Raw genomic sequence first — 19,861 nt, 5'->3', positions numbered from 1 at the left:
ATTTTTTTTATAGTTTTGACACAGAATTAATTGTTTGCAATGTCTAAAAATAACTGTAATATTTGTCTTTCTAAAACCTTTGAGTTAATATACAATACGTATGCTAAATCCATTAGGCGATTTTTATTTTTTAAAACACAAGATGCAGACAAGGCAGAAGATATATTACAAGAAACCTTTGTGAAATTATGGAGCAATTGTAGTAATGTTAATTATGACAAGGTAAAAAGTTACCTTTTCAGTACTGCACATAATATGTTTTTAAATGACATAAAACATCAAAAAGTAAAAGACAATTACACAAAGCAATTTAATAAAATAGATAACAATGAGTCTCCTGAGTTTATACTGTTAGAAAAAGAGTTTATGGAGAAATTAGAAGCAACCATAGCAGCTCTACCAGATAAACAACGCGAAGTTTTTTTACTAAATAGAATTGAAAAGAAAAAATATAAAGACATAGCAGAGCAACTTAATATTTCGGTAAAGGCTGTTGAGAAAAGAATGCATCTTGCTTTAGTTGTAATGCGCGAAAAAATAGGAAATGTTTAATTTTTAATAATAGAAGTAGGGTTTTAGTTTTTAGAGTTGTCTTAGTTATAGAATATCATGGAAAAAGAAAATACAAATAAAGATGTTTATTTAGCAAAATGGTTAGCTGGTGATTTATCAGACAATCAGCTAAAAGAATTAGTTAGTAGTGTTGATTTTGATGCCTTTTCTAAAATTAGAAAAGGTATTGAAGTCTATGAGCAACTAGTAGCACCAACTGAAGCTTCTTTTTCTAAAATTCAACAACGTATAAATGCTAACTCACCTAAAGTAAAACCATTATATAAATATTGGTCAATTGCTGCAGCTGCATCTGTTATATTGTTTTTTGGTTTATTCTTCTTATTAGACAGTGGTAATGTGTCTATAGAAACAGGATTTGGCGAGCAAAAAACGATAGCATTATTAGATGGCTCTGAAGTGATTATTAACTCCAGATCAAAAGTATCTTACAATAAGGAAAGTTGGGCAGAACAAAGAATTGTCAACCTAGAAGGCGAAGCGTATTTTAAGGTAGAAAAAGGAAACACGTTTACAGTAAAAACAATAAATGGTAATGTAACTGTTTTAGGAACACAATTTAATGTTATATCTGATGGATCTTATTTTGATGTCGTGTGTTACGAAGGTAAGGTTGCTGTTAAAATTGATGTGTCAGAGCATGTGTTATTGCCATCGCAAACTGTACAGAAATTAAATGGGCTTCCTGCTACATCTAATTTTGTTCAACATATAAAACCAACATGGATAGAAGGCGAGAGTACATTTAGAAGTGTACCAGTAAAATATGTCATTTCAGCTTTAGAAAAGCAATATAATATAACTTTCAATACAATAGAAATTGACGATTCTGTAGTGTTTACAGGCGGTTTTCCACACAATAATCTTAAAGTAGCATTACAAACTGTTTTTGAAACTCTAGACATAAAATATTCTGAAAAAGAAAACCGTAACATTAATCTTAGATATTAAATATGAGGTTAATCAATATCTTTGTTTTAATGTTACTCCCATTACTAGCCTTTTCTCAAGAAGAGGCTTTTTATATAGCTTGTAATAACGAAGATGTTGCGGAGACGTTTACTAGAATTGAAGACACTTATAATGTTTTGTTATCCTATAAAGACGATGATTTCATAGGGAAACGAATAACAATTACCAGAAAAAAGCGAACGCTTTTAGAAGTTTTAGATGCTTTAAAAGAACACGTCGGTTTTGATTATAAGATTATTAATGATCGCTATATAATTATCAATCAGGTGGCAGAAGAAGATTTAAAATTTAATGCCCTAGATAAAGTATTAATTCGGAGTTATTTAACGCGAGGCATAGAAAAACGCAGTGATGGCTCATATATTATTAAACCTATAAAATTAGGTATTTTACCAGGTCTTACTGAGCCAGATGTTTTGGAAAGTATTCAATTATTACCAGGTGTTTTAAGTCCTAATGAAACCGCAACAAGCTTTTTTGTTCGTGGAGGTGCTTCCGACCAAAATAGACTTATTTGGGATGGCATTACCATTTATCACAGAGGTCATTTTTTTGGAATGATTTCGCCATTAAACCCAAATGTAACCTCTAATATAAAATTTATAAATAAAGGCAGTCATGCACGTTATGGCGAACGATTATCTAGCGTTATTGATATTACGTCTCTTTCTGAAATTCCAAAAAAGTTAAAAGCCGAAATTGGTTTTAATGGTATTGCTGGTGATGTTTTGATAGATATTCCTGTGGTTAAAGAGAAAATGAATATACAAGCGTCATTTAGGCGCAATTATACAAACGTTTATGAGACGTTTACATTCCGTCAATTAACAGACAAAGTTTTTGATGGTACTAAAATTGAAGATTCTAACAACGGAATTAATATGTTTTCCTTTTTAGATTATAACTTAAAACTGAACTATAAACCAAATAGAACTAATGCCTTTTATGCCAGTCTTATTTCAATTGAAAATGAACTTGATTACAGGTTTAATGATGCTGAAAATAATACCACATACAGTGATAAATTAAAAACGAGTAACTATGGTTATAGTTTAGGCTGGACAATACACTGGAAGAAAAAATTATCGCAAACCACAACCGCTTTCTTTTCTGATTATCAGTTCAACTATAATTACATAACAAGAGAAGATAGTGAGCAAGTGTCAGATTTTGATAAACGAAATATTATTTTCGATTCTGGTATCGCTTCAGAATTGAACTTAGACTTATCTCGTAAAAGTGCGATTTCTATAGGTTTTCAATATACTTTAAAGGATGTTGCTTTTGCTTTTTTAAATACCACAAATGTAGCCTTTATACTAGATGAAGAAAAAAGTGTTATCGAATCTCATAGTTTATATGGTAGCTACGCGTATAAAAACCCAAAACTTTTTGATGTCACTGTTGGTTTACGTTCTAGCTATTTTAAGCAATTAGATGCGGTAAGGTTAGAACCAAGATTACAGTTGGTAAAACCCATTTTTAAACATCTGAAATTACAAGCAACAGCCGAAATTAAAAACCAGATTATAAGCGAAATTGATGAAACGATTTTAAGTGATTTGTCATTAGAGAATAGACTTTGGCGATTAGCAGATGGCGATGAATTTCCAATAATTAATAGCAAACATATCTCTGCAGGATTAGTTTATAATAAAAGTGATTTCAGCATTGATGTAGATGCTTATTTTAAGAAACTTAAAAACATAACTGCGTTGTCTTTAGGATTTTTAAATCCAGAAAATAGTAATTTTAATATTGGTAAACAACGTGTTTTTGGTGTTGATATGTTTGCTAAAAAGCGCCTTAATAATTTTAATACTTGGTTGAGTTATTCTTATAATAGATCTCTAAGTAATTTTGAAAATCTAAACGATAGTCGAGATTTTAAGTCCAAATCTAATGTCACACACGCAGTCTCAACAGCTTTGAGTTATAATTTAAATAAGTTTCAATTGGCTTTAGGTTGGAAATGGCAAACTGGTAAACCATATACCAAATCAGAAGAAAGTGATGATGATTTAGTATTTAATGATGGTATTAATACAGGTGAATTGCCAAATTATCATCGTTTAGATTTTTCTTCAACGTATAGTTTTAAATTTTCAGAATACAATAATTTAAGAGGAAAAGTAGGTTTGTCAATTAGGAATGTTTACAATCACAAGAACCTTATTAGTAGAGAATACAGAGGGAATAATAGTTTAGATGATTCTATTGAACGTATTGACAAATATGCATTGGGTATCACGCCAAATTTAATGTTTAGATTGTATTGGTAGTAAGATTTAAAAAAAGCCATTAATTGCTTAATGACTTTTCCTTAAATTTTGATTGAATGATGTTGTGATTGTTAGAATCTAATATTTAACTCTAAATCTTTGTCTGCAACTTTAAATTTTGCGTCATCATAATTTGGTGGCCCAAAAGACATAGAGTTATTAGAAACGCCGTAAGATTCTAAAGGCATTCCATTATCTCTAAAATCCATTTTATCATTACTATTAGCATCATGAAATGCAATAATAGCATAATCTCCAGCTTCAACATTTTCAAAAGTAACTGAAATTTTTCCGTCTTTTATTTCAGATTCTGCGGTCATTAAACCTTTACCTTTCATAAATGTGTCAGCCGTATGTAACGATAATTTTACGGTTCCTTTATCACTTGTAACGTTATCTATGGTTACTGTGATAGTAGAACTGTTATCTTGAGCAAAACTGAATAATGTAGTTAATACTAGTGCGAATGTTAAAAGTAAATTTTTCATAATAAAATTGATTTGATGGTTAATGTGCAACTGTTCTTTTTCGTTGATGGTTCAAATGTCTAAAAAACATCTCAGTTTCTAAATTTCAAGTTACTGAATTGTATTTTTAATGGGATGAGATGTCATTTATTTTAAATCAAAACAATTTCAACCAACAAATGTTCTACAACAATCCTCTTGCCTTAATCTCTAAATACTTATTGATAGTATTAATTGTTAAATGTTCTGGTGCAGTTAAAATAGATTGAATACCATGTTTTTGAAGCTCGTTGACAATGAGTTTCTTCTCGTACATAAACTTTTCAGCAATGGTTTTCTGAAAAATATCAAACGTATTATCAGCTTCAACTTTAGTTAATTTTTGTAATTCGGTGTTCTCAAAAAAGATAACTACTAAGAGATGATTCTTCGCTATTGCTTTTAAATAAGGCAACTGTCGATGTAGTGCGTCTAAAGTTTCAAAATTAGTGTAGAGTAGAAGCAGACCACGTTGCGTAAGGCTTCGTTTTACATCAATATATAATCTTGAAAAGTCAGATTCTGAAAAATCTGTGTTTACGTTATATAAAGTTTCTAAAATTTTATTCATCTGCGATGGTCGTCTTTCCGCAGCTACTTTATTCTCAACCTTGCGCGAAAAAGTAAACATACCGGCTTTGTCTTGCTTTTTTAATGCCACATTACTAATAACTAATGTGGCGTTAATTGCATAATCCAATAAACTTAATCCATCAAACGGCATTTTCATAGCGCGACCTTTATCTATAACCGAATAAATAGGTTGTGAACGTTCGTCTTGAAACTGATTAACCATGAGTTGGTTGCGCTTAGCTGTCGCTTTCCAGTTAATATTTCTAATATCATCACCATTAACATAATCCTTAATTTGCTCAAACTCCATGGTGTGGCCAATTCTGCGAATTTTCTTCAAGCCGTATTCAAACAGTTTATTAGAAAACGCTAAGAGCATATATTTTCGCAATTGTAAAAACGATGGATAGTTAGGCACCATAGCATCTTTTGCAAACTGAAAACGTCGTGTTACTAAACTAATTGGCGAATTAACGTAAACGTTGAGATTGCCAAAGTAATATTCGCCACGTTCTAATGGTCTTAAAGTGTAGGTTATTTTCTTTTTATTGTGTTTACTGAGTTGTGTGTTAATTTCGAAATCGCGCTTTTGATACTGAAAAGGCATTTCGTCAATTAATTGTAAATCTGCTTTAAAATTATAGTCATTCTGAATGGTTAATTCTATAGGATTATCATCACCATTACTTAATTTTTCGGGCAGAATTCTAGACGCTGAAATCCCTTTCTGCTTGAATAACAAGATTAAATCAATAATGACTAAGCCTATAGCAATAAAAAATAGAAAAGTTACAACACTTAATAAACCAGGATATATATAAGCAAGGATGAAAAGTGCTACCATAATCATGGCAACAACAAAAAACCGAAAGGTTAAATAAGTATGTTTAAAAAAGCGTTTCACTATCTCGGAATCTCTATGGTTTCAAGGATTTGATCTACAACTTTATCTACGGTAAATGCTTCCATTTCGCGTTCTGGTGTTAGTACCAATCTGTGTTTTAAAACCGCTTTAGTACAACGTTTTATGTCATCTGGTGTTACAAAATCTCTACCATTAATTGCGGCATTTGCTTTTGCTGCATTTAAAATTGCAATAGACGCTCTTGGTGAAGCACCTAAATAAAGGTTTGCATTTGTTCTGGTATTATTTACAATTGCAGCGATGTAATTTATGAGGTTATCTTCAACAACTATTTGCTTAATTAGGTTCTGATAATTCTTTATGGCTTCAGCAGACAATACGGCTTTTATTGAATCAAAATCCATTTTGTCTTGACGTGAATGATTATCTACCAAAATCTGAATTTCATCCTCTAAAGATGGGTAATTCACTTCAATTTTAAATAGAAAACGGTCTAGTTGCGCTTCTGGTAAACGGTAAGTTCCTTCTTGCTCAATTGGGTTTTGCGTTGCGAAAACTAAGAATGGCAATTCCATGTCATAACGCGTACCATCCATGGTAATTTGTCGTTCAGCCATGACTTCAAACAAAGCTGCTTGCGTTTTTGCAGGTGCTCTGTTAATTTCATCAATTAATACAATGTTAGAAAAAATTGGTCCCTTTTTATATTCAAATTCACTCGACTTTACATTAAAAATAGAGGTTCCGAGAATATCACTAGGCATTAAATCTGGTGTAAATTGAATTCTGCTAAAATCTACAGCCATCGTTTTGGCCAACATTTTAGCTGTAACTGTTTTTGCAACACCAGGAACACCTTCAATTAAAGAATGCCCATTAGTTAAAATAGAAATGATTAAAAGCTCAATCATTTCATTTTGACCAACTATGAATTTTGCGATTTCTCTTTTAATATCTTCAACACTGGTTTGAAGCGGTTGCAAATCTATTCGGCTTTGAAAACCTTCAGAAACTGGTGCTGTTGTTTCTTCTTTTACATCGTTAATAGCATTAGTATCGTTAACTGCGTTTTCTTCACTTGGTACGTTGTCATCTAAATGTTCTGATGATGGTGTATTTTGATCTTCCATAATAACTTATGTTCGTTTAAAATGTTCTATTTTTTTATTCAATTCTATGAGCTCTTGCTCTGTATGCTGTTTTTTCGATTTTAAAAAGACAAGGTAATCTACCAATGCTTTTGTGTCTTCTTTTGAGTTGCTAGATTTTGCGGCCAATTTATCAATAAAACCAGAGTTAAATTGATTGGTTTCTAAGTAGTAATTGGTTCTTACAAAATCTAAAAAGTATTGAATTTTCTTTTCTATAATATTCGTAAAATCGCCATGTTGGTAATACAATTCGCCAATAGTTCTTGTAAAATCTACAGTTGCATTATCTAGTTTTTTAATCACAGGAATGATGCGTTGTGTGCGTTTTCCTCTAAAAACAACAAAAAGTATTAGTCCAAACATGCTAATATAAAATGCCCATTTTAAAGCCGTATTATTTAAAATATAACGCAACGGACTTGTAATTACCTTTCGACCAGATTTATAGTTGTTATCCCAAATAATTTGCTGTTTTGGTAAGTAAGATAAAACGGTTGCGGCATAATCTTCCTTATCGTTTAAAAGGTGATAATTGGTAAAAGCAAATGGATTAGTGTGTAAAATAAATTGACCATTATTTTCTCCGTAATCAACTTTTACGAAGTTTGGATGCGTTTCTCCAATATCGTCTTCGTTTTGCGTTGTCAATGTCCCTAAGACTGTAGTTTTTAATGTATCTATAGATTCAAAAAAACTATTTTCAATAACATCTTTGAATCTTCTGTTATTAGCTTGTAAACTTGGGCTTGTAAATTTATTATCGCCTTCTTTCTTATAAATATTGGTGTACTGACGCTGTACACTAACATTTAACGTATCTAATACATTACCATAGAAATAGATGCTACTTATAAAAACGGTATTACCATCTTCTACAAATTTTAATAAGGTTTTAGATTCTTCTCTTCCAAAATTGATGTGGTTATTGATAAAGATTAAAGACTTAGGTTGGGAGAATTCTTCGGTTTTTAGATATTCATAAATCGTATTTTTTGAAACCAGAACGTCATCTTCAGAAAATGTGTCTAATTCATTAAAAATCACATAACAACCTAATGGAATTTTATCTGCAGCCGAAAATGAATCTTGCCAATTTAATGCTTTTGGTTTGGTAATTTCTGCAATCATCATAAAAACAATCACAGCGCCAATGATATATAGCGCAATTTTAGAACGCTTATCCATGTTTTGTTGTTTTTATAAGTTGATTAAAATCGGCTTTGTTTTTATTATAACTAACCTCGTCAATAGGAAATTCTCCATACCAAACATAATCGTATATATAAGATACACGTTTAAATAATGATTTGAGTTGATTATCCTTTATTTCATTTAAATAATCGGTGTTTGTTTTCTCGTAATGCCATTCTATCACTTTTTTATTGCCTAGAGATTTTAATGATTTTAAGTACAGGTAACGTGTTGCAAGTCTATAATTATTGTTTTTTAATGCCTTTGAAATGAGCAGGTCAAAATCTATTTGTTCAATATTTTCTTCCACATAACTAAATCCATCTATGGCTGCAGTTTCTGTTTTAAATACGGAACGCACTGGGTTTTCTAGCAAGAATTTTATGAGAAGATACAATACAATGATGCCTAATAATCCGTAAACTATATATTCTAAGGTTTGATAATCGATAAAGTCAATATCAAATCCGAAGACATCACCTAACCAGTTGAAAAATTTTCTTAAAACACGTTGCATTAAATTAATACCACCTGTATCATTTATGGCATAGTTAAAATCATCACCAGTGTAATTTTCTTTGAAATTCTCCTTAAAATAGGTCACATCTATATTTGAAGAATCCTTTTTAACAACAGCGTCTTGAGCCCACAATAAAGTAGAACCAAAAGCGGATATTATAAATGTGCTAATATGTCTAAATTGATGTTTATTCATTAACACCAATTTGATCGATTTTCTTTTGAAGAAATAGGTTGTATTTTACTTCGTTAAGATTGTAGTATAAAACACCATAAGACAACTGTGATAAGGCTTGCGTATATATAAATGATAATAGAAATGCAGCAAAACCTAAAGTGAACACTAAAGTTGCAAATGTGCTTGTCATTAAATCTACATTGCTTTCTACTGTGAAATAGACGTATATACCAATTATAACACTAGGAATTGAGATGATAAGCATAGTAATCATAGTATTAAGAATACCAATTACCAAACCGTATAAAACAATACGCCAAAAATTAGACATGGTAAAACTAAATCCTTCAGATAATGCTTCACCAACACCTTTTCCTGTAGAAAATATAGACATAAATGTTAAGCCAAAAACGGCAGAAAGCGTAAAGTTTAAGCCATATTGAGCTAACATTCCAAGAAGTGGAATAAATGCTAATACCATAGAAATAATAAAATAGGCAAGGACAATGAGTCCTCCTATTAAAATAAAAACTATGATGGTTCCAATACTGTTTATTATACTTTTCCAGATGCGACTAGATTCTACTACACCATCGTTTTTAACGTAATCTGCTACGTAGGCACTAGAAAAACTATAATTAATTAAAGAGGTTATAAAAATGATTAAAAATAGAATAACTGCACCAGCAATTAAATAACTATCAGTGGCCACATTTGATCCCATACCAAATCTAAAATCTTGACTAGCCAATCCCATAAAGCCAGTCACTAATAAATAAGAGCTAATTAGTGTAAGTATGATGCTAATGGCATTATATCTTAAATAAAGATTAGTGTATGATTTAAAATTATGTTTTAGAAATAAAAAGTAAGTATTAATAATATCACCAAACGTACTTCTTGTTCTTAGTTCAATATATTTTTCGTTCACATTATTTGGGATTTGGGATTAAAATTAACAGATTTTATTCTACTAGCTTTGTTCAGCGCAATTGGATAAATTATATAATAATAAACGATTAAGAATAAAGATGAAAATATAATACCATAGGCAATATACCAAGGCATTTGTTCTCCATAGCGCGTTATAAAACCTTCAATAAAACCAGCGATGATAAAAAATGGAATGGTGCTAACTACTATTTTTAAGCCGTCTTTAGCACCTTTCATAAAAGCGACACGTCTGGCATAAGTTTTAGGAAATAAAAAACTATTGCCCATAACTAAACCAGCGCAGCCGGCAATTACAATTACAGAAATCTCTATAGTTCCGTGTAACCAAACAGTAGATGTTTTTTCTAAAATACCATGGTTGTAAAAAAAGGTAATAAATGCACCAAGCATAATTCCATTACTAAATAAAACATAAACAGTACCAACACTAAAAATGGCGCCACAGGCAAATGCTATTATGGCAACTCTAATATTGTTTATGGTAATACCCAAAAACGATCCTATATTACTTCCGCTTTTATAAACAGCCATTGGTTCGCCTTTTTCAATATTTTCTAAAGTCATATTTACGTAACCATCACCTAATATGAGTCTAATAAATGAATCGTCATTTAAGGTAGAAACAGCACCAATAGTAACGGCTGCCATAAAAATTAGAAACGTATATAATAACGTTTTATGATATTGATAAAAGAATAAAGGAAACTCATCGCGCCAAAACGCAATGATCTTATTTTTAGATTCTTTCTTGGTAATATATATTTTTTGATGCGCTTGTGAGGCTAATGAGTTTAAATACAATAAGGTCTTACTCCCAGGATAGTACGTCTGAGCATAAGACAAATCATTAGTAAGTTGAATATAGTAAGAAGCTAAGTCATCCGGATTTATTTTTGCATTATTTTCTAATGCGTTTTCAAAACCAATCCATTTTTCCTTATTTTGCTTCACGAAAGACGCTTCGCGCATAAATCATTTTTAATTAGAAACGAATATACATTTCCATGAGCAAATTAGCAATTAACACGGCACAAAATGTTAACTTAGATTATAAGTTAATTGGTTTAGGAGAACGTGTAGTCGCTTTCTTAATAGATGGCATCATTTTAATTACTTATATGACCATTATTGAGAATTTAATCTCAGTATCCGAAATCTTTGATGCAGATAGTTGGACAAGACGTGGTTTTCTTGGCTTATTTACTTTGCCAGCTTTATTTTATTCGGTGCTTTGCAATATATTTTTTGGAGGACAAACGGTCGGTAAAATGATTCTTAAAATTAAAGTGGTAAGTGTAGATGGTTCACCAACACAATGGTATAATTTTTTTGTTCGTTGGATGCTTAGAATTGTAGATTTGTGGATTTTTTCGCCATCTATAGGTGTATTAAGTATTCTATTATCAGATAAAAAGCAGCGTGTTGGCGATGCGGCCGCAGGTACTGTGGTTATTAGCGTAAAGAAAAAACACAGAATTACAAGCACAATTCTTGAAGATGTTAATGACGACTACGAGCCTGTTTTTAGTAATGTAACGCAGTTAACCGATAAGGATGTTAGAATAATTAAAGATGCGTTTACAATCTCTAAAAAGAATAATGATTTTAAAACGCTAACTATTTTAAAGAATAAGATTTGTGATACGCTTCAGATAGAATCTAAGTTGTATGATGTTCAGTTTATAGATACAATTTTAAAAGATTACAATTATTACACTCAAAATATGTAGTTAGACAATCACTTTTTCTATTTGTGAATTAGAGTTGAGTAAATATAATTCATTGCTAACAATGATAGAATAGTCTTAGTTAAATTTATAATTCATGTTTTTTCAAACCATAGACATTTTAGGAACCATAGCTTTTGCAATTTCGGGCGTTTTAATTGCTATGAATAAACGTATGGATCCGTTTGGTGTATTAATTATAGCATTTGTTACTGCAGCAGGAGGAGGCACGTTACGTGATGTAATGATTGGTATTGAGCCTGTCTCTTGGATGAAGAACATGACCTTTGTATATGTAATATTTGGCTCAGTTGTTTTTGCAGTGATCTTTAGAAAACAGATAGGCTATCTGCGTAAATCACTATTTTTATTTGATACTATTGGTATTGCACTTTATACTGTTGTTGGTATAGAAACAGGGCTCATTGCTGGTTTGCACCCTATAATATGTATAGCGCTAGGAACTATGACAGCTTGTTTTGGAGGTGTGCTTAGAGATATATTATGTAATGAAATCCCAGTGGTTTTTAGAAAAGAAATATATGCTACGGCTTGTATTTTGGGAGGATTAACCTATTTTATTTTAAGACGTGTTTTAGGGGATGAAAATTACTCTTTTATCATTGCAGGTTTGGTGGTCATTATTGTGAGATTAATTGCAGTAAAATTTAAAATAAGTTTACCAAGTTTATACAGAAAAGAGTAACGTATTATTCCTTTTCCAATTCTAATAATTTAGCTTTAGAATAGGATTTTTCATTTAGAGATACTGACTTTTTGAAATTCTCAATCGCTTTTTCTTTATTACCAATAGCCATGTATAAATCACCTATTGAATCGTAAACATTAAAACTATCTGGATAGTTTTTAATATTTAATTTAAAGATTTCTTCAGATTTTTTAAAGGCATTATTTTCCAATAATTGGTAGCCTAAGTTATTCACGTATTCCTCATCTGGTTTCATTTCTAGTCCAAAGCCTTCAGATAATGATTTGTAATATTCTTCGACTTTAGCAACGAGATCAATTTCAGGATTTAAGTAATCTGAACGATGAAGTTTAAATCTATGAAACTTAAAAATAAAACGTAATGCATCGTATTCTGTAATTAGTGGCACAGAACCATGATCATCATCTTCATAATATTTGCTTTTAAAAGTCAGGTTCTTTTCTGAATCCTTATTTAAAAACGTATTAAGTTTTAGAATAGCACGTATATGTCTAGTGGAAGTGGTTGTATCCTTTTTTACGAGAATAGTATCCATGTCTTTTTGCATTGTATTTGCAATGCCTAAAAAAAGCGTTTTGCTCTGGTAATTAGAATCAAATGGAGATGTTTTAATTTTATGAAGTAAGTTTTCATTGTTATACCACATGGAAGGATCAATAGCGACATAAGCATTGAACAATTCAGGTTGATGTAGTAAAGTATTCATTACGGTTAATCCGCCTAATGAATGCCCAATAATAGTTCGGTAATCAATGGTTGGATAATTTGAATCTATATAAGGTATTAATTCGTTTTTAATGAAAGACATAAAGTTTTCTCCACCTCCAGAATTTGGGCGTTCTCCTTTTGTAGGCGTTAGGTCTCTCATTCTATTGGTGTTTGAGATACCAACAATAATCATTCTAGGCAAAACGGTGTTTCCATTGACAGAGCTTAGTTGTTTAATCATACCAACCAAAGAATAAAAATGTGCATCACCATCTAAAAGATATACAACAGGATAAGATTTTTCTTTATAATTAGGATGTGTAAGGTCTTCTGGCACATGAACCAAGATTCTTCTTTGTTCATTTAAAATTTTAGATTCTATTATATCAATTTTACCAATGACAATATCATTTTTGCTTTGTCCATTTATATGAGAAGTAGAAAAGCAAAGAATAAAGATGATAATTAAATATTTCATTGGTTTTTATTAATTCCTTTAAACTCCAAATTGGGTTAAATGATGATCTAAATGTTTGTAAAACATATTGTTCCATTCTGTAACTGATAATTTCCCAAAGGAATGACTTTCTTTCTGGTCATAATGATTACTCCCTAAAGCTTGAACTTTAGTAATATAGCCTGTTAATCGTTCTTTCTCTGTATTAAACTCTTTTTCACTAGTGATAATAAATTCAGGAGCTGTACGGCTATTTTTCTTATATGGCTTTTCACTAACCACAACTTTTTTGATAAAGGTTTTTAGTACCCATTTCATCAGGCCTTTTGGTTTTGGGTGCTTGTCTTCAAAGTCTAACTCGTAAGTCACAGAACAGTGTGCTAACATTTGATCTACAGACATCTTTCCCCAATTGGGTTGAGTTTCTGGGCTAAGTTTATTTATTCGTTCAATTACTTCGTCTGTAACGGATTTGTCAAAAATATTCTTCATAATTGTGTTTGGTTTTCAGTGAGTTAAAATTAAAAAATATATCGAATACTATAGCTTAAAATTGGAATTTAAAAGGATGAGTTAATTAAAAATTAGAATAAAGAATCATTGTTAATTATTGAATCTAAACTATTTGAAGATATGTGTTTTTCGTTTGTTCCAAAGTATATTTCAGATTCATGATAGAACAATAATGCCCAATTAAGAGATTCATCTATTTGAAAAAAAAATTATTTTTAAAACAGACAGTATTTATTTTGTTTGGTCGTTATTTCCACTTAATGCCACAACCCATACTTGGTTTTTGGTTAGTGTCTACACTGTGATTATTTATTAAAGCTTCTATTGCGTTTCTAATGCCTTTTCCTGTTACAGGAATTCCGTTTCCTGGTCTTGAGTCGTCTAACTGACCTGTGTAAACGAGCTTTAAATCGTTATCAAACAAGAAGAAATCTGGAGTACAAGCGGCATCATAGGCTTTAGCGACAGCTTGAGTTTCATCATATAAATATGGAAAGATAAAATCGTTGTCTATGGCATTTTTTTGCATTAATTCCGGTCTGTCTTGCGGATAGTTTACAATATCATTACTAGAAATTGCGATACAGTTTACACCTTTAGAAATGTAGTCTTTAGCTAATTGAGCAAGTTCTCCGTTGATATGAATGACAAATGGGCAATGATTGCATATAAAAAACACCAAAGTTCCGTTAAGTCCTTTTAATTCATTTAATGATTTTTTGGAATTATCAACCGTATCTATAAGGGTAAAATCTGGTGCTTTTGTGCCAAGTGGTAACATATTGGATTCTGTACGAGCCATTTTTTTTATCAGTTATATTTATTAATTTTAAAGAATGGAAAAGATAATAACTTATGAAGACTTTACAAAGGTAGATTTGCGTATTGGCACAATTGTAGAAATCAAAGATTTCCCTGAAGCACATAGGCCTGCTTACCAATTGAGTATAGATTTTGGTGCATTAGGTGTAAAAAAATCTTCAGCACAGATTACATCACTTTACACAAAGGAAGACTTACTAAATAGGCAAGTTGTTGCGGTCGTTAATTTCCCTAAAAAGCAGATTGCAAAGTTTATGAGCGAATGTTTAGTGGTTGGAGCAGTGAAGGAAAATGATGTGTTTTTATTACATCCTGAAAATAAGGTTAAAAATGGAGCAGTCGTTTCTTAGTGATTACAAATTAATTTGAATGAAATATAGAAAGCTTAAAAACAAAAAAAACCTTAACTAAAGGAGCTAAGGTTTAATACTATTTATAAAGATTGTCTTCTAGATATCGTCAAAACTAATATCTGTAAAACTATCTGTATTTGTGTCTGCTGGAGTTTTAGCTTCTTGTGCTACAAAATCATCTTCACGTTTAAAGTCTTTTTGGTGACGTTCGCTAATGACTTCCTGACCTTTTTCGTTTATAATATAATCCGTCATTTCGGCTAAGATATCTCTAAACTCATTAAAATCTTCTTTGTATAAGTAGATTTTGTGCTTTTTATAATGGAATGAACCATCATCATTTGTGAACTTTTTACTTTCAGTAATTGTTAAATAATAATCACCAGCTTTTGTAGCTCTTACATCAAAGAAATAGGTTCTTCTTCCAGCACGTAATACTTTAGAATAAATTTCTTCTTTGTCCATCATTTCATAACCACTCATAACTCAATATTTTTTATAATTTCAATCCAAAAATCTAAAAAAAAAGTAACCTAAGCAACAAATAATTACATTTCTTTTTCTGAGCGTTGTTTGGTGTATATTTCTTTGTAGTATCCATTAGAACTGATAAGGCTTTCATGGTTACCAGACTCAATAATTTTTCCATCATCTAATACAATTATGTGATCAGCGTTTTTAGCTGAAGATACACGATGACTCACAATAATTGTAGTTTTATCCTTTGTGAGCTTTTTAAGATTTTTGAGAATCTTTTCTTCGGTTTCAGTGTCTACAGCAGATAGGCAATCATCAAACAAAAGTATATCTGGTTTCTTTATAATTGCTCTTGCAATAGATACACGTTGCTTTTGTCCTCCAGAAAGCGTTATTCCGCGTTCGCCCAAAATAGTATCATAACCTTTAGTAAAGCCAATAATGTTTTTATGGACTTTGGCGTTTTTGGCTGCTTCTATAACTTCAACATCGGTAGCATCTTCTTTACCAAATTTAATATTGTTTTTTATTGTATCTGAAAATAAAAAGGCATCTTGTGGCACATAACCAATATGCTCTCTTAAACTAAACACGTTTAATTCTGAAATAAGTGTATCATCTACCAGAATAGATCCTTTATCAATATCATATAATCGACCTATTAAGTCTAGAATTGTAGATTTTCCTGAACCTGTTTTTCCTAAAATGGCTAAGGTATTACCAGATTTTAAAGTAAAACTAACATCTTTTAAAGCCTGTATATTGGTGTCTGGATATGTAAATGACACATTTTTAAATTCAATATCGCCCTTTATCGGTGTGAGTGCTTCAGTATTGTTCTTAATTTCTGGTTCTGTTTTTAAAAACTCATTGATGCGTTCTTGAGATGCTTCCGCTTGTTGCACTAAAGATGTTACCCAACCTACAGTTGCAACTGGCCAAGTTAACATATTCACGTATATAATAAATTCAGCAATGGTTCCTATGTTTTCAATTTCCCCATTCATATATTTCATTCCACCAATGTAAATCACAATTAGATTACTAATACCAATAAGTAAAATCATCATTGGGAAGAACAATGCTTGCACTTTCGTTAAATTTATTTGTTTCTCACGGTTTTCAATAGACAGTTTCTCAAATTCATTATTCGTAGGGTTTTCTATGCCATAAGACTTTATAACAGATACACCACTAAATGTTTCTTGAGAATAGGTAGAAAGTGTAGAAAGTGATTGTTGTACAATAGTGCTTCGCTTATTTATTAATCGACTCAATTTATATATCGCAATAGATAGAATTGGTAGAGGTAGTAAGGTATATAACGTTAACGAAGGCGATCGGTCTACCATGTAGATTATTGCAACAGCAAATAAAGTAATGGTATTAATAGTGTACATTAATGCAGGACCTACATACATTCTTACTTTACCAACATCTTCACTGATTCTATTCATTAAATCACCAGTTCTATTAGACTTGTAAAAGTTTAGGGAAAGGATTTGGTAATGCTTATAGATTTCGTTTTTAAGGTCATATTCTATATAACGAGATACATTAATTATGGTCTGGCGCATTAAAAATGTAAAAATACCAGCCATAATTGCTGCGCCAACAATGTATAAAACGTTTGTTAAAATTTCGGTTTTAAAAACCTCTTGCGTAAGTTTTCCGTCTAAACGATCAGAAACAATATTGATGGAGGCTCCAACCAAACGAGGTGTAAAAAGCGCGAAAATCTTTGAAACTATGGTTATTATGACACCAATTATTAAGCGCGATCTGTATTTGTAAAAGTATTTATTGAGGTGTTTTAGTGCTTTCATGTTGTATTTAGTAGGTCAAAAGTATTACGATAATCGTATTTATTAGTTAATATTTTGCTAATCCTCTATTAATAATTTATTTTTGCACGCTGTTTTTAGAATATCTTGAAACACCCTTAAATCTAAATATCAAAATGACATCAGAAATTATAAATTCGAAAGATTTAAAGAAAATGGATCCTGTTTTTGGACAACATTCTTTTGACGATCATGAGCAAATTGTTTTTTGCAATGACAAAGATACTGGTTTAAAAGCTATAATCGGAATTCATAATACAGTTTTAGGTCCTGCTTTAGGTGGAACTAGAATGTGGAATTATGCCAACGAATGGGAAGCTCTCAATGATGTATTGCGTTTGTCGCGTGGTATGACGTTTAAGTCTGCAATAACGGGTTTAAATCTAGGTGGAGGTAAAGCCGTAATTATTGGTGATGCCAAAACTCAGAAAACTCCAGAATTAATGAGACGTTTTGGTGAGTTTGTTCATTCTTTAAGCGGACGTTATATTACAGCAGAAGATGTTGGGATGGCTACGGAAGATATGGATACGGTTAGAGAAGTAACACCATACGTAACAGGAATATCAGAAAGTAAAGGTGGTGCAGGTAATCCATCTCCAATTACTGCTTATGGTGTTTTTATGGGAATGAAAGCGGCTGCCAAATTTCAATTTGGATCAGATGTTTTAGAAGACAAGAAAATTATTGTTCAAGGCATAGGGAATGTAGGTGAAGGGCTTGTAGAGCATTTAATGAATGAAGGCGCAAACGTAATCATTGATGATATCAGCATGGAGCGTTTAGAGGAGGTTAGAGATAGATATGGTGTGTCTATATACAACGGAAACGATATTTACAGTGAAGATATGGATATCTACGCACCTTGTGCATTAGGAGCTACCATTAATGATGATACCATTTATAAGTTAAAAGCCAAAATAGTAGCAGGTGCTGCAAATAACCAATTGGCAGAAGAAAAGAAGCATGGCTTAATTTTAAAAGAAAGAGGTATTGTTTATGCGCCAGATTTTTTAATCAATGCTGGTGGAATTATTAATGTATATGCTGAATTAGAGAATTACGGTAGACAGGAAATAATGCGTAAAACGGAGAATATTTACAATACCACATTAGAGATATTAGATAATGCTAAAATTAATGACATTACTACTCATAATGCCGCATTTAATATTGCCAAAGACAGAATTGAAACAAGAAAGCAAGAAAATTCAAAATAGTCTTATTTTAATTCTGAAATAAAAATTAATTAATAGTACTTTTGCAAGGTGAATCTTAATAGGTTCACCTTTTTTAACAACCAAAATCAAGTAAGTTCTTACACATGCTAAACCGAAGACATATAAGAATAAAAGTTATGCAATCTATGTATGCTTTTAAAGGCACTGAAAGTGATAATTTATTAAAGGAACAAAAGTTTTTGCTTCACAGTTTAGATAGCATGTATGATTTATACCTTGCGCAATTAGCTTTATTTACTGAGTTACATAAAAAGAGTAAAGATTATAACGAAAAAATTAAAAATAAACTCGTTAAGACAGAAGCTGACAAGAACTTAAATTACAAGTTTCAAGAAAACCAATTATTACATCTTATAAGTAGTAACACTATGTTACAAGAAGCAATTGCTAATAGTAAACTCAATTATTGGCATTTGGATTTTGAATATGTAGACATTCTATTTAAAGAAATTTTAAAGAGTGAATTATATAGAGATTACTGTATTGATGAAGACAGTAGTTTTAAAAAAGACAAACACTTTGTTATTGATATTTTCACAGATATTATAGCACCCAATGAAAAACTTTTTGATTTTTTTGAAGATAAAAAGTTGACTTGGGTAGATGATATGCCAGTTGTAAATACTGCAATTCTTAGAATTTTGAGAAAGTTAAAGCTTACTTCACCAGAAACAGCTTTGTTACCAGACTTGTATAAAGATGACGAGGATTTAGAATTTGCAAAGGAATTATTTCAAAAAACATTTTTAAATAATACCAAATTTGCAGAAGAAATCTCTACCAAAACAACGAATTGGGATAGTGAGCGTTTAGCTAGTATTGACGGTTTATTACTGAAAATGGCTATTTGCGAGTTTCAGAAGTTCCCATCTATACCAACTAAAGTAACCATAAATGAATATTTAGAAATTGCTAAGGAGTATTCTACCCCAAAAAGTAGTTTGTTTATCAATGGTATTTTGGATAAAATCGTGAAGGAATATCAAGCAGATAACATTCATCTTAAATCAGGAAGAGGCTTAATGTAGTCTTTACAATGAATAATAGGGTTGGCTAATTGATGAGAATCTGATAAAAAAATTAAATAATTAAGCAATTTTTGAAGATTTCTAGGTTAAAATCACTTTTAAAGTAAGTTATTACGTACAAAATATTGTTAAGTAATACCTAAAAATTTTAATTGATTAAATTATTCATTAACTTCGCGTGCTTAAAATAAATTTTA

The 19,861-nt window shown here is 31.0% G+C and carries 20 protein-coding genes; 8 read left to right on the top strand and 12 right to left on the bottom strand.

What is annotated here, in order from left to right; translation table 11 throughout:
* Positions 1-39 precede the first annotated feature (39 nt).
* From ACJBCC_RS08820 to ACJBCC_RS08810, 3 genes are read left to right on the top strand one after another with little or no spacing between them, the layout of a single operon-like run.
* Positions 40-552 (top strand): RNA polymerase sigma factor, encoded by a 513-nt coding sequence (locus ACJBCC_RS08820; protein WP_407556975.1) that lies wholly within the window; start codon positions 40-42, stop codon positions 550-552.
* Positions 553-609: 57 nt separating this feature from the next.
* Positions 610-1,524, top strand: coding sequence for a FecR family protein (locus ACJBCC_RS08815; protein WP_407556974.1), 915 nt, complete (start codon positions 610-612; stop codon positions 1,522-1,524).
* Between the two features lie 29 nt (positions 1,525-1,553).
* Entirely contained in the window at positions 1,554-3,827 is a 2,274-nt protein-coding gene (locus ACJBCC_RS08810) for a FecR domain-containing protein (protein ID WP_407556973.1), read from the top strand.
* Between the two features lie 71 nt (positions 3,828-3,898).
* Here the strand turns inward: ACJBCC_RS08810 and ACJBCC_RS08805 are convergent, their stop codons facing one another.
* From ACJBCC_RS08805 to ACJBCC_RS08775, 7 genes are all read right to left on the bottom strand, one after another.
* Positions 3,899-4,315, bottom strand: coding sequence for a DUF2141 domain-containing protein (locus ACJBCC_RS08805; RefSeq protein ID WP_407556972.1), 417 nt, complete (start codon positions 4,313-4,315; stop codon positions 3,899-3,901).
* Between the two features lie 163 nt (positions 4,316-4,478).
* Positions 4,479-5,750 (bottom strand): DUF58 domain-containing protein, encoded by a 1,272-nt coding sequence (locus ACJBCC_RS08800; RefSeq protein ID WP_407556971.1) that lies wholly within the window; start codon positions 5,748-5,750, stop codon positions 4,479-4,481.
* A 59-nt stretch (positions 5,751-5,809) separates the two neighbouring features.
* Complete coding sequence (locus ACJBCC_RS08795; RefSeq protein ID WP_407556970.1) at positions 5,810-6,901, bottom strand: AAA family ATPase; 1,092 nt, start codon at positions 6,899-6,901, stop codon at positions 5,810-5,812.
* 6 nt (positions 6,902-6,907) lie between these two features.
* Complete coding sequence (locus ACJBCC_RS08790; protein WP_299101456.1) at positions 6,908-8,107, bottom strand: DUF4350 domain-containing protein; 1,200 nt, start codon at positions 8,105-8,107, stop codon at positions 6,908-6,910.
* Entirely contained in the window at positions 8,100-8,828 is a 729-nt protein-coding gene (locus tag ACJBCC_RS08785; protein ID WP_407556969.1) for a hypothetical protein, read from the bottom strand. Before ACJBCC_RS08785 ends, ACJBCC_RS08790 begins: the two co-directional genes overlap by 8 nt.
* Positions 8,821-9,741 (bottom strand): hypothetical protein, encoded by a 921-nt coding sequence (locus ACJBCC_RS08780; protein WP_299101460.1) that lies wholly within the window; start codon positions 9,739-9,741, stop codon positions 8,821-8,823. The genes ACJBCC_RS08785 and ACJBCC_RS08780 overlap by 8 nt, the downstream gene beginning before the upstream one ends.
* The gene (locus tag ACJBCC_RS08775) at positions 9,738-10,733 is read right to left on the bottom strand and encodes a stage II sporulation protein M (protein WP_299101462.1); all 996 of its coding nucleotides are present in this window, start codon (positions 10,731-10,733) and stop codon (positions 9,738-9,740) included. Before ACJBCC_RS08775 ends, ACJBCC_RS08780 begins: the two co-directional genes overlap by 4 nt.
* A 35-nt stretch (positions 10,734-10,768) precedes the next feature.
* On the opposite strand from ACJBCC_RS08775, the gene ACJBCC_RS08770 reads away from it, so the two are divergent.
* Positions 10,769-11,494, top strand: coding sequence for an RDD family protein (locus tag ACJBCC_RS08770; protein ID WP_407556968.1), 726 nt, complete (start codon positions 10,769-10,771; stop codon positions 11,492-11,494).
* Positions 11,495-11,588: 94 nt separating this feature from the next.
* Entirely contained in the window at positions 11,589-12,197 is a 609-nt protein-coding gene (locus ACJBCC_RS08765; protein WP_407556967.1) for a trimeric intracellular cation channel family protein, read from the top strand.
* A 4-nt stretch (positions 12,198-12,201) separates the two neighbouring features.
* On the opposite strand, the gene ACJBCC_RS08760 is transcribed toward ACJBCC_RS08765, so the two are convergent.
* From ACJBCC_RS08760 to ACJBCC_RS08750, 3 genes are all read right to left on the bottom strand, one after another.
* On the bottom strand, positions 12,202-13,407 hold the full coding sequence (locus ACJBCC_RS08760; protein ID WP_407556966.1) for an alpha/beta hydrolase-fold protein: 1,206 nt from the start codon (positions 13,405-13,407) through the stop codon (positions 12,202-12,204).
* A gap of 18 nt (positions 13,408-13,425) precedes the next feature.
* Complete coding sequence (locus tag ACJBCC_RS08755; RefSeq protein WP_407556965.1) at positions 13,426-13,878, bottom strand: DUF1569 domain-containing protein; 453 nt, start codon at positions 13,876-13,878, stop codon at positions 13,426-13,428.
* A gap of 268 nt (positions 13,879-14,146) precedes the next feature.
* Positions 14,147-14,701 carry a thioredoxin family protein gene (locus ACJBCC_RS08750; protein WP_299101474.1) on the bottom strand — a complete coding sequence of 185 codons (555 nt, stop codon included), beginning with the start codon at positions 14,699-14,701 and terminating at the stop codon, positions 14,147-14,149.
* Between the two features lie 34 nt (positions 14,702-14,735).
* Here ACJBCC_RS08750 and ACJBCC_RS08745 point away from each other — a divergent pair, with 34 nt between their 5' ends.
* The gene (locus ACJBCC_RS08745; RefSeq protein ID WP_299101476.1) at positions 14,736-15,071 is read left to right on the top strand and encodes a tRNA-binding protein; all 336 of its coding nucleotides are present in this window, start codon (positions 14,736-14,738) and stop codon (positions 15,069-15,071) included.
* Positions 15,072-15,170: 99 nt separating this feature from the next.
* Here the strand turns inward: ACJBCC_RS08745 and ACJBCC_RS08740 are convergent, their stop codons facing one another.
* Positions 15,171-15,557, bottom strand: a complete 387-nt coding sequence (locus tag ACJBCC_RS08740; protein WP_407556964.1) for a PUR family DNA/RNA-binding protein — start codon at positions 15,555-15,557, stop codon at positions 15,171-15,173.
* A 65-nt stretch (positions 15,558-15,622) separates the two neighbouring features.
* Positions 15,623-17,377, bottom strand: a complete 1,755-nt coding sequence (locus ACJBCC_RS08735) for an ABC transporter ATP-binding protein (protein WP_299101480.1) — start codon at positions 17,375-17,377, stop codon at positions 15,623-15,625.
* 134 nt (positions 17,378-17,511) lie between these two features.
* Between ACJBCC_RS08735 and ACJBCC_RS08730 the strand changes: the two genes are divergently transcribed.
* Both ACJBCC_RS08730 and nusB read left to right on the top strand, forming a co-directional pair.
* Positions 17,512-18,615: a Glu/Leu/Phe/Val dehydrogenase gene (locus ACJBCC_RS08730; RefSeq protein ID WP_299101482.1), complete on the top strand. Its 1,104-nt coding sequence runs from the start codon at positions 17,512-17,514 to the stop codon at positions 18,613-18,615.
* 104 nt (positions 18,616-18,719) lie between these two features.
* Complete coding sequence (nusB, locus tag ACJBCC_RS08725) at positions 18,720-19,664, top strand: transcription antitermination factor NusB (RefSeq protein ID WP_407556963.1); 945 nt, start codon at positions 18,720-18,722, stop codon at positions 19,662-19,664.
* Positions 19,665-19,861: the final 197 nt, after the last annotated feature.

The sequence above is a fragment of the Winogradskyella sp. 4-2091 genome (genome assembly GCF_045765065.1).
Lineage (GTDB): Bacteria > Bacteroidota > Bacteroidia > Flavobacteriales > Flavobacteriaceae > Winogradskyella.
The sequence above is the reverse complement of the archived record's forward strand: the minus strand, read 5'-3'. Positions and strand labels throughout refer to the sequence as shown.